The organism is Pseudonocardia sp. KRD291, from assembly GCF_019263595.1.
In the GTDB taxonomy this organism is placed as follows: domain Bacteria; phylum Actinomycetota; class Actinomycetes; order Mycobacteriales; family Pseudonocardiaceae; genus Pseudonocardia.
On record NZ_JADQDD010000263.1, the window covers coordinates 1 to 8,635 of the forward strand.

Here is an 8,635-nt window from a genome sequence, read left to right on the forward strand (position 1 = left end):
AGCATGAGCACCGCCATGACCGCGCAGCCATCGCCCCCGCTCCCCCGGCCGGACGAACCCGAACCGGTGACGTCGCCGAACGCTCCCGCCCCCGGGTTCCCGGGGGCAGGCGGCGACCCGTCGGACCCGCGTGCCGATCCGCGGGGGGCCACCACCCCGGCCGCGCGGCCGGTCCCCGCCTCCCGGTGGGCCGAGCTCACCGCTCGCCTGGGCCACCCGCCGCGGGGCATCCTGGCGCACGGGCTGCTCGCGTCGACGCTGATGCTGATCGGCGGTTTCGGCGGCGGCGGGACGCTGATGCGCGACCCGATCCTGGGCAACTCCGCGCTGTCGTTCTGGCGCTACGGGCACGGCACCCAGATGGCCGGCGCGCTGGTCTACATCGGCCTGTTCCTGATGGTGTGGGCCTGGGTGCGGCTGGGCCGCGAGGTGCTGGCGCGACGGGTCACCGGGCGCGCCGTGCTGACGGTCTCGCTGGCCTGGATCGTCCCCCTGCTGGTCTCCCCGCCGCTGTTCACCCGGGACCCGTTCAGCTACCTGGCCCAGGGCGCGCTGCCGCTGGCCGGGTTCGACCCCTACGCGGTCGGCCCGGACGCCATGGGCGGGGTGTTCACCGACAACGTGCACTACTTCTGGCAGGACACCCCGGCGCCCTACGGCCCGCTGTTCATCCTGCTGGCCAAGGGCATCGTCTCGCTGGTCGGGACGAACGTGATCGTCGGCGTGCTGCTGATGCGCGCGCTGCTCCTGGTCGGGCTGGTGCTGCTGATCATCGCGCTGCCGGCGCTGACCCGCCGCCTCGGCGGGCGTCCCGAGGTCGCGCTGTGGATCGCGGTGGCGAACCCGGTGATGGTCGTGCACATGATCGGCGGCGGGCACAACGACCTCCTGGTCGTCGGCATGCTGCCCTGTGCCGCGCTGCTGGCCCTGCGCCGCCGCTTCGTGCTGGCGATCGTGGTGGCCACGCTGGCGATGGCGGTGAAGGCCTCGGCCGGGATCGTGCTGCCGTTCCTGGTGCTGGTCTGGGCGGCGACGCTGACCGGCCCGTTCTGGAAGCGGCTGCTGCGCAGCGGCGCCGCGTCGATCGCGGTGTTCCTGGTCGTGTTCACCGGGTGCTCGCTGGCCGCCGGGGTCGGGCTGGGCTGGCTGCCCGCGCTGAACGCGCCGTCGATGATCGTGAACTGGCTGTCGCTGCCGACCGCGGTCGGGCAGGCGCTGCACGGCGTCGTCGGGATGTTCGCGACGCTGCCCGAGATGGCGTTCGTCAACGTCACCCGGGTGATCGGCGCGGGCGTGCTGGTCGTGTTGTTCGTCCGCTTCTGGTGGACCGCCCGGGAGGGCGACGCGGTCGCGATCCGCCACGCCGGGATCGTGATGGCGCTCGCCGCCGTCCTCTCCCCCGCGACGCTGCCGTGGTACCTGAGCTGGGGTTTCTGCCTGCTGGCCATGGTCGCGTGGAGCACCCGCGGGCTGCAGTGGATGGTCTTCGGCTCGATCTGGCTGATGGTCGCCTACTACCCCAACGGCGAGACCGCGCTCTACAACTGGGGCTTCCTGGCCGTGTGCACGGCCCTCGCGGTCCTGGCCGCGGTCTCGCTCACCCGCACCGACCCGCTGCGCCTGCGGGCGCGTCGGGAGGCACGCCGGGCCGCTCCTGCCATCACCGCCGAACCGCTCGTCGACGGTGCAGGTCAGCGCTCGAGCTGAGCGGGCGGAGCTCGACGCGGCCGGCATCACCGACCCCGGACTGCGAGCGTCCTACCGCGAGTGCCGCGCCCTGCACGCCGCGCACGGCCGTACCTACTTCCTGGCCACCCGGCTGCTCCCGCCGCCGCGGCGGGTGGACGTGCACGCCCTCTACGGGTTCGCCCGCTACGCCGACGAGATCGTCGACGACCCGGCCGGTGCCGGCGGCGGGACGCCGCAGGCACGCCTCGACACGCTCACCGCCGCCCTGGACGGCGCGCTGCGCGGGGAGGGCACCGACATCGCGGTGGTACGCGCCGTCGCGCACACCGCGCGCCGGCACGGGCTCGACCCGGCCCTGTTCACCGACTTCCTGGCGTCCATGCGGATGGACCTGACGGTCACCGGCTACGCGGACGACGCCGAGCTCGCCCGCTACGTGCACGGCTCCGCCGCGGTGATCGGCCTGCAGATGCTGCCGGTGCTGGGCACCGTCGGCCCGCGCGCCGAGGCCGAGCCGGCCGCGGCGATGCTCGGCGTCGCGTTCCAGATGACGAACTTCCTGCGCGACGTCGGCGAGGACCTCGACCGCGGCCGGATCTACCTGCCCGCCGACGAGCTCGCCGCGTTCGGCGTCGACCGCGAGCTGCTGACCTGGTGCCGCCGCGAACGGCGCACCGACCCGCGGGTCCGCCGGGCACTGGCGCACCTGGTCGCGCGCACGCACGGCACCTACCGGCGCGCCGAGCCCGGGATCGCGCTGCTCGAGCCGGCGTCGCGGGCCTGCGTCGACGCCGCCCGGCGGCTCTACGAGGGCATCCTGGGCCGGATCGAGGAGGCCGGCTACGACGTGCTCGGACGCCGGGTGGCGGTGCCGGGCCGGCGCCGGGCCGCCGTCGCGCTGCCCGCACTGGGGCGCGCGCTGGCGGCACGCTCGGCCGCCGGCCGCGGCGAACGCCTCAGAACGCCATCGCCTGGGCGCGGCGCTTGACCGCGCGGTGGCGGCCGGCCCGGATCATCTCGATCGGGATGCCCGGCAGCAGGTCGTCGTGGGTGAACAGCCAGCGCAGGATGTCGTCGTCGTCGTAACCGCCGTCGCGCATCACGACGATGGTGCCCGGCAGCCCGCGGACGATCTCCTCGCCGTCGAGGAAGTCCGCCGGGACGACGACCTCGCCGCCGGCGCGGTAGGACAGCAGATTTCCGTCGCGCACCAGCTGGTGGACGCTGGACGTCGGGATCGACAGCCGGGTCGCGACGTCGGGTACAGCCAGGGTCTCCGCGTCGGTGACGACGTCGGGGAGACCGGACACCTCACTCACAGTGCGACACCCTGCCACAGTGCTCCTTCCCGTCGCGACGGGCTCGGCCCACCACCGCGACGGGCTCGCCGTCACCGTCGCGACGGGCTCGCCGTCACCGTCGAGGCGGGCTCCCCAGCCACCGCGACGGCCTGCGCGGGCGGCGCCGGAGCGGACGCTAGAGTCGGGTCGTGAGCGCTCCGTCCGGTCCGGCAGACACGCTGCTGGACCAGCGCTACCGTCTCGGCCCGGTGATCGCCCGCGGCGGCATGTCCACCGTGTACCGCGGTGTCGACACCCGGCTCGACCGCGCGGTCGCGATCAAGGTGATGGACCCGCGGATGGCCGGTGACCAGGCGTTCCGGGCCCGGTTCGAGCGCGAGGCACGGCTGGCCGCGCGGATCGACCACCCGTCCGTCGTCGGGGTGCACGACCAGGGCCGGATCGACGCGTCGGACGGCTTCGGCGAGCCGACGCTGTTCCTGGTGCTCGAGCTCGTCGAGGGCGGCACCCTGCGCGACGTGCTGAAGAGCCGTGGCGCCCTCGGCCTGCCGGCGGCGGTCCGCGTCCTGGAGCCGGTGCTGGCCGGGCTCGCGCAGGCGCACCGTCTCGGCATGGTGCACCGGGACGTGAAGCCGGAGAACGTCCTGATCTCGCAGACCGGCGAGGTGAAGGTGGCCGACTTCGGGCTGCTCACCGCGGCCGCGCAGGCCGGCGTCAGCCACGCCGGGATGATCCTGGGCACGATGGCCTACCTGTCCCCCGAGCAGGTCGAGACCGGGCGCGCGGACGCGCGCAGCGACGTCTACGCCGCCGGGATCATGCTCTACGAGCTGCTCACCGGCCGTCCGCCGTACCAGGCCGACAACCCCCTCTCGGTGGCCTACCGGCACGTCAACGACGAGGTGCCGCCCCCGTCCGCGACGGTGCCGGGGCTGCCGCCGGAGATCGACCGGCTGGTCGCCCGGGCCACCGCCCGCGAGCCCGGGGAGCGCCCCGCCGACGCCGACGCGTTCCTGCACGAGCTCGCCACGGTCGCCGAGAGGCTGGGCCTGCCGCGGGTGCCGGTCCCCCGCCCTCCGGAGAACCCGGACTCGCACGACACCGTTCCCGCGACGCCCCGGCGGATCCGCCCGGACGCCGCCGACGCCGGCCCGGGCGGCACCCGCGCGGTGACCGGCCTGGCACCGGCCGCGGCCACCGACGGCCCGGCCCCCGAGCCCGAGGGCATGACCCGCTCGGAGCTGCGCGGCGCACGCCGGCGCAGCCGCCGCGTGTTCGCCCTCTGGGTCGCGGTGCTGCTGGTACTGGGCCTGCTGGTCGGGACCGGCGCCTGGTGGCTGGGCTCGGGCCGCTGGACGGCGATGCCGTCGGTGGCCGGGCTCGAACGCGACCGCGCCACCGCGCTCGTCGCCGAGGCCGACCTCACCCCGTCGATCGCCGAGCGCGCCGACGACGACGTCGCCACCGGCACCGTCGTGGTCGCGGACCCGCAGCCCGACACCCGGGTGCTGCGCGGCAGCACGGTGACCCTCACCGTCTCCACCGGGCGCCCGGTCGTCCCGGAGGTGCCGTCCGGGGCCACCGTCGCCGCCGCCGAGGACATCGTCCGCCGGGCCGGCCTCGCCCCGGTGCGCTCCACCACGGCCGACGCCTACAGCGACACCGTGCCGCAGGGCGCGGTGCTCCGCACCGACCCGGCCGCGGGCACGCCCGTCCCGGGCGGGTCGCCGGTGACGCTGGCGGTCAGCCTCGGCGCCGAGCCGGCCCCGCCGCCCACCCCGGAACCGACGCCCGAGCCGGAGTCCACCGAGGGCCCGGTGCCGTTCGTGATCGGCAAGGACGTCGACGAGGCCACCGAGGAGCTGCGTTCGGCCGGCTACTCGGTGGAGGTGGAGAGCACGTTCGGGTTCACCCGCCGCAACCCGAAGGTGGTCGGGCAGGACCCCGGCGCCGGCGACGATGCCGACGCAGGGACCACGGTCACGCTGAACGTCCTGTAGCCCCGCGGCGCCGATGGTTCCGGGGGGTCAACGGTCCCCGGGGGTCAGCCGCGCAGCATCTCCGCGACCAGGAACGCCAGCTCCAGGCTCTGCTGGGTGTTCAGGCGCGGGTCGCACGCGGTCTCGTAGCGCCCGGCCAGGTCGGTGTCGGAGATCCGCTGCGCCCCGCCCAGGCACTCGGTGACGTCCTCGCCGGTGACCTCGACGTGGATCCCGCCCGGGTGCGTGCCCAGGCGGCGGTGCACCTCGAAGAAGCCCTGCACCTCGTCGACGATCCGGTCGAAGTGCCGCGTCTTGTAGCCGGTCGTCGACTCGTGGGTGTTGCCGTGCATCGGGTCGCACTGCCAGATGACGGTGTGCCCGGACGCGGTGACCTTCTCCACGATCGCCGGGAGCACGTCGCGGACCTTGCCGTTGCCCATCCGGCTGATCAGCGACAGCCGTCCCGGCTCGTTGCGCGGGTCGAGACGCTCGACGTACTCGACGGCCTGCTCCGGCGTCGTCGTCGGGCCGATCTTGAGTCCGATCGGGTTCGCCAGCAGCTCGGCGAACGCGATGTGCGCGCCGTCGAGCTGGCGGGTGCGCTCGCCGATCCAGAGCATGTGCGTGGACAGGTCGTAGAGGCGCGGCGTGCCGCCGGCGTCCGGGTCGCGCTCGAGGTCCAGGCGCAGCATCGCGCGCTCGTAGTCGAGCAGCAGGGCCTCGTGGCTGGCGTAGAACTCGACCTGGTGCAGGTTGTGGTCCTGCACGCCGCAGGCGTCCATGAACCGCACCGCGCGGTCGATCTCGGCCGCGACCGCCTCGTAGCGCACGCCCGCCGCGGAGGTCCGGACGAAGTCCTTGTTCCAGTCGTGGACCTTGGTCAGGTCGGCCAGGCCGGTCGCGGTCAGGCCGCGGACCAGGTTCATCGCCGCGCTCGCGTTCGCGTAGGCGCGCACCATCCTCGACGGGTCCGGCACCCGGCCCGCGGGATCCGTGGACAGCGCGTTGACGATGTCGCCGCGGTAGGACGGCAGGCCCATCGAGTCGATGTCGGAGCTGCGCGGCTTCGCGTACTGCCCGGCGATCCGCCCGACCTTGACCACCGGCATCGACGCGCCGTAGGTCAGCACGACGGCCATCTGCAGCAGGGTGCGGATGGTGGCGCGGATGTGCGGCTCGGTGTTGTCGACGAACGTCTCGGCGCAGTCCCCGCCCTGCAGCAGGAACGCCTTGCCGTTCGCGACGTCGGCCAGCCGCGAGGTCAGCCGGTCCACCTCCGGCGGGAGCACGACCGGCGGGACGCTCTCCAGCACGGTCCGGACCTGGGCGACCTGCTCGGGGTCGGGCCAGGCCGGCTGCTGGGCGGCGGGGCGGGAGAGGGCGTCGTCCAGACCGGAGCGCAGGTCCGCGGGCAGCGGCGGCAGCTCCGGAAGGACGTCGATCGGAGCGTCGACGGACCAGTTCACGCCCTCCAGCCTAGGCCGTGTCGTCGGTATCCGGCCGAGCCGGTGCTGCCTTTCCGCCCGTCGGGGCGCCCACCGGCCCGATCGGGCCGACCGCGGCCTCGATCGCCTCCCAGCGGCGCAGGTTGTGCCGCGCGTCGGCCAGCGCGTCGTGCGCCTCGTCCGGCGGCGAGGGCAGCGTCGGCCGTCCGGCGTCCTCCCAGCGCTGGCGCAGCTCACGGGTGAACCGGGGCAGCGCGCGGGGCAGCGCCGGCATCGCCCCCCACAGCTGGCACAGCACGACGTGGTCATAGGCCGCGATCCAGGCCCACAGCTCCACCTCGCCGGGTCCGCCGGTCACGAACTCCAGCAGGTCGCGCCGGATCGCCTCGCGCGACCGCCACGCCCTGTCGGCCGGCGACGGGAGCTTGGGCAGCACGTTGGCCCGCACCCACTTGCCGGCCCGGGACGGGTCGAACTCGGTGGACACGGCGTAGAACTCCCGCCCGTCCTGCCCGACGACCCCGATCGAGACGAGCTCGATCGTGGTGCCGTCCTCGATGAACTCGCAGTCGTAGAAGAAGCGCATTCCCGTCCTGTTCGCCCCGTTCGGTGTCGCACGGGCGCCGCGCTCGCGGGCGGCGTCCGGCACGGAGACGGTACGTGCCGGGGCCGCGGGCGGCGTCATCGCCGCCGGGCGCCCAGGTGCTCGTGCTGCAGGATCCCCATCCGCAGCGCGTCCCGGTACCGGCCGTCGGCGAAGAACTCCTCGCGCAGCTCGCCCTCCGCCACGAAGCCGGCCTTGCGGTAGATGTGGATCGCCTTCTCGTTCTCGGTGCTCACGATCAGGAAGACCTTGTGCAGGTTGAGCACGCCGAACGCGTAGTCCAGCGCCCGGCGGGTGGCCGCGCCGGCGTACCCCTGTCCCTGCTGGGCGGGGTCGACGATGATCTGGAACTCGGCACCGCGGTGGATGTAGTCGATCTCCACCAGCTCGACGATCCCGGCCCGGACCGGCTCGTCCCCGGCGTCGGACTCGATGACGAAGCGCCGCTCACGGGTGTCGTGCACGTGCCGGTCGTAGATGTCGGTGAGCTCGACCAGCGCCTCGTAGGGCTCCTCGAACCAGTACGACATGATCTTGGAGTCGTTCGAGAGGCGGTGGACGTACCCGAGGTCGTCGCGTTCGAGGGCCCGCAGGCGGATGCTCATCGGTATGTCTCCATCGGGGCGACCTCCCGGCGCGGGAGCGGCTCAGCCGGCCCGGGAGTCCGGGATGCGCGGGTCCGGCTTCCTGGCCGCCTTCTCCTTGACCGACGTCGCGTACAGGTCGACGTAGGTCTGCCCGGAGAGCTCCATCAGGTCGTACATGATCTCGTCGGTCATCGAGCGCTCGATGAACCGGTCGCCGGCCATGCCCTCGTAGCGGCTGAAGTCGATCGGCTCGCCGATCCGGATCCGGATCTTGCGCGGGCGCCACATCCGGGAGCCGATCGGGTTGACGCGGTCGGTGCCCACCATCGCGACCGGGACGACCGGCACGCCGGCCTCCAGCGCCATCCGCGCCACCCCGGTCTTGCCCTTGTAGAGCTTGCCGTCCGGCGAGCGGGTGCCCTCGGGGTAGATGCCGAGCAGCTTGCCCTCGCCGAGGAGCCGGGTCGCGGTGTCCATCGCCGCCCGCGCCGCGGACCCGCCGGAGCGGTCCACCGGGACCTGCCCGACCCCGGTGAAGAACTGCTTCTTCAGCCAGCCCACCAGGCCCGGCTGGGTGAAGTACTCGCGCTTGGCCAGGAACGTGATCCGGCGCGGCACCAGCAGCGGGAGGAAGAACGAGTCGGCCACCGCCAGGTGGTTGCTGGCCAGGATCGCCCCGCCACGCTCCGGCACGTTCTCCAGGCCCTCGATCGTCGGCCGGCAGAACAACCGCATCAGCGGGCCCAGGAACACGAACTTGGACCACCAGTACAGCACCGTGCGCTGCCTCCTCGCCGACGTGGAGCCCAAGCCTACGGACGGGCTCGCGATCCCGACAACGGGGCAGGTGATCATGGGTGTGCGGGCCCGCCCGGACCGGCCGGGCCGGGCTCCGGAGACGGTGTCGTGGTGGTGCTGCACGGGCCGCCCGCGCCGTGTCAGGATGTGTCGACGGGGCTGCGGCCACGCATCTCCGGGAGGGGTCATTCATGGACGTCGCGCACGCCCGGTCCCGGGGACGCACCCC

8 protein-coding genes are annotated in these 8,635 nt (G+C 73.9%); 3 read left to right on the plus strand and 5 right to left on the minus strand.

The window, feature by feature from the left end:
• Both mptB and I4I78_RS26240 read left to right on the plus strand, forming a co-directional pair.
• A partial coding sequence (gene mptB / locus I4I78_RS26235) for a polyprenol phosphomannose-dependent alpha 1,6 mannosyltransferase MptB (RefSeq protein ID WP_226380465.1) occupies positions 1 to 1,707 on the plus strand: 1,707 nt, incomplete at its 5' end.
• Complete coding sequence (locus I4I78_RS26240) at positions 1,685 to 2,677, plus strand: phytoene/squalene synthase family protein (RefSeq protein ID WP_218614171.1); 993 nt, start codon at positions 1,685 to 1,687, stop codon at positions 2,675 to 2,677. The genes mptB and I4I78_RS26240, both read left to right, overlap by 23 nt.
• On the opposite strand, the gene I4I78_RS26245 is transcribed toward I4I78_RS26240, so the two are convergent.
• Positions 2,646 to 3,008: an Rv2175c family DNA-binding protein gene (locus I4I78_RS26245; protein ID WP_218614172.1), complete on the minus strand. Its 363-nt coding sequence runs from the start codon at positions 3,006 to 3,008 to the stop codon at positions 2,646 to 2,648. The two genes, I4I78_RS26240 and I4I78_RS26245, sit on opposite strands and share 32 nt — an antisense overlap.
• Before the next feature lie 170 nt (positions 3,009 to 3,178).
• Between I4I78_RS26245 and pknB the strand changes: the two genes are divergently transcribed.
• Positions 3,179 to 4,990: a Stk1 family PASTA domain-containing Ser/Thr kinase gene (pknB, locus tag I4I78_RS26250; protein ID WP_218614173.1), complete on the plus strand. Its 1,812-nt coding sequence runs from the start codon at positions 3,179 to 3,181 to the stop codon at positions 4,988 to 4,990.
• 44 nt (positions 4,991 to 5,034) lie between these two features.
• Here the strand turns inward: pknB and I4I78_RS26255 are convergent, their stop codons facing one another.
• From I4I78_RS26255 to I4I78_RS26270, 4 genes are all read right to left on the minus strand, one after another.
• The gene (locus I4I78_RS26255) at positions 5,035 to 6,438 is read right to left on the minus strand and encodes a class II 3-deoxy-7-phosphoheptulonate synthase (RefSeq protein WP_218614174.1); all 1,404 of its coding nucleotides are present in this window, start codon (positions 6,436 to 6,438) and stop codon (positions 5,035 to 5,037) included.
• A gap of 10 nt (positions 6,439 to 6,448) precedes the next feature.
• Entirely contained in the window at positions 6,449 to 7,003 is a 555-nt protein-coding gene (locus I4I78_RS26260) for a polyadenylate-specific 3'-exoribonuclease AS (RefSeq protein ID WP_218614177.1), read from the minus strand.
• A 95-nt stretch (positions 7,004 to 7,098) separates the two neighbouring features.
• On the minus strand, positions 7,099 to 7,626 hold the full coding sequence (gene speG / locus I4I78_RS26265; protein WP_226380466.1) for a spermidine N1-acetyltransferase: 528 nt from the start codon (positions 7,624 to 7,626) through the stop codon (positions 7,099 to 7,101).
• Positions 7,627 to 7,668: 42 nt separating this feature from the next.
• The gene (locus I4I78_RS26270) at positions 7,669 to 8,385 is read right to left on the minus strand and encodes a 1-acyl-sn-glycerol-3-phosphate acyltransferase (RefSeq protein ID WP_218614175.1); all 717 of its coding nucleotides are present in this window, start codon (positions 8,383 to 8,385) and stop codon (positions 7,669 to 7,671) included.
• Positions 8,386 to 8,635 lie beyond the last annotated feature (250 nt).

Excerpts from the sequence above, each read along its gene's own strand:
- I4I78_RS26260 (WP_218614177.1), bottom strand. The coding sequence starts at position 7,003 with ATGCGCTTCTTCTACGACTGCGAGTTCATCGAGGACGGCACCACGATC.
- speG (WP_226380466.1), bottom strand. The coding sequence starts at position 7,626 with ATGAGCATCCGCCTGCGGGCCCTCGAACGCGACGACCTCGGGTACGTC.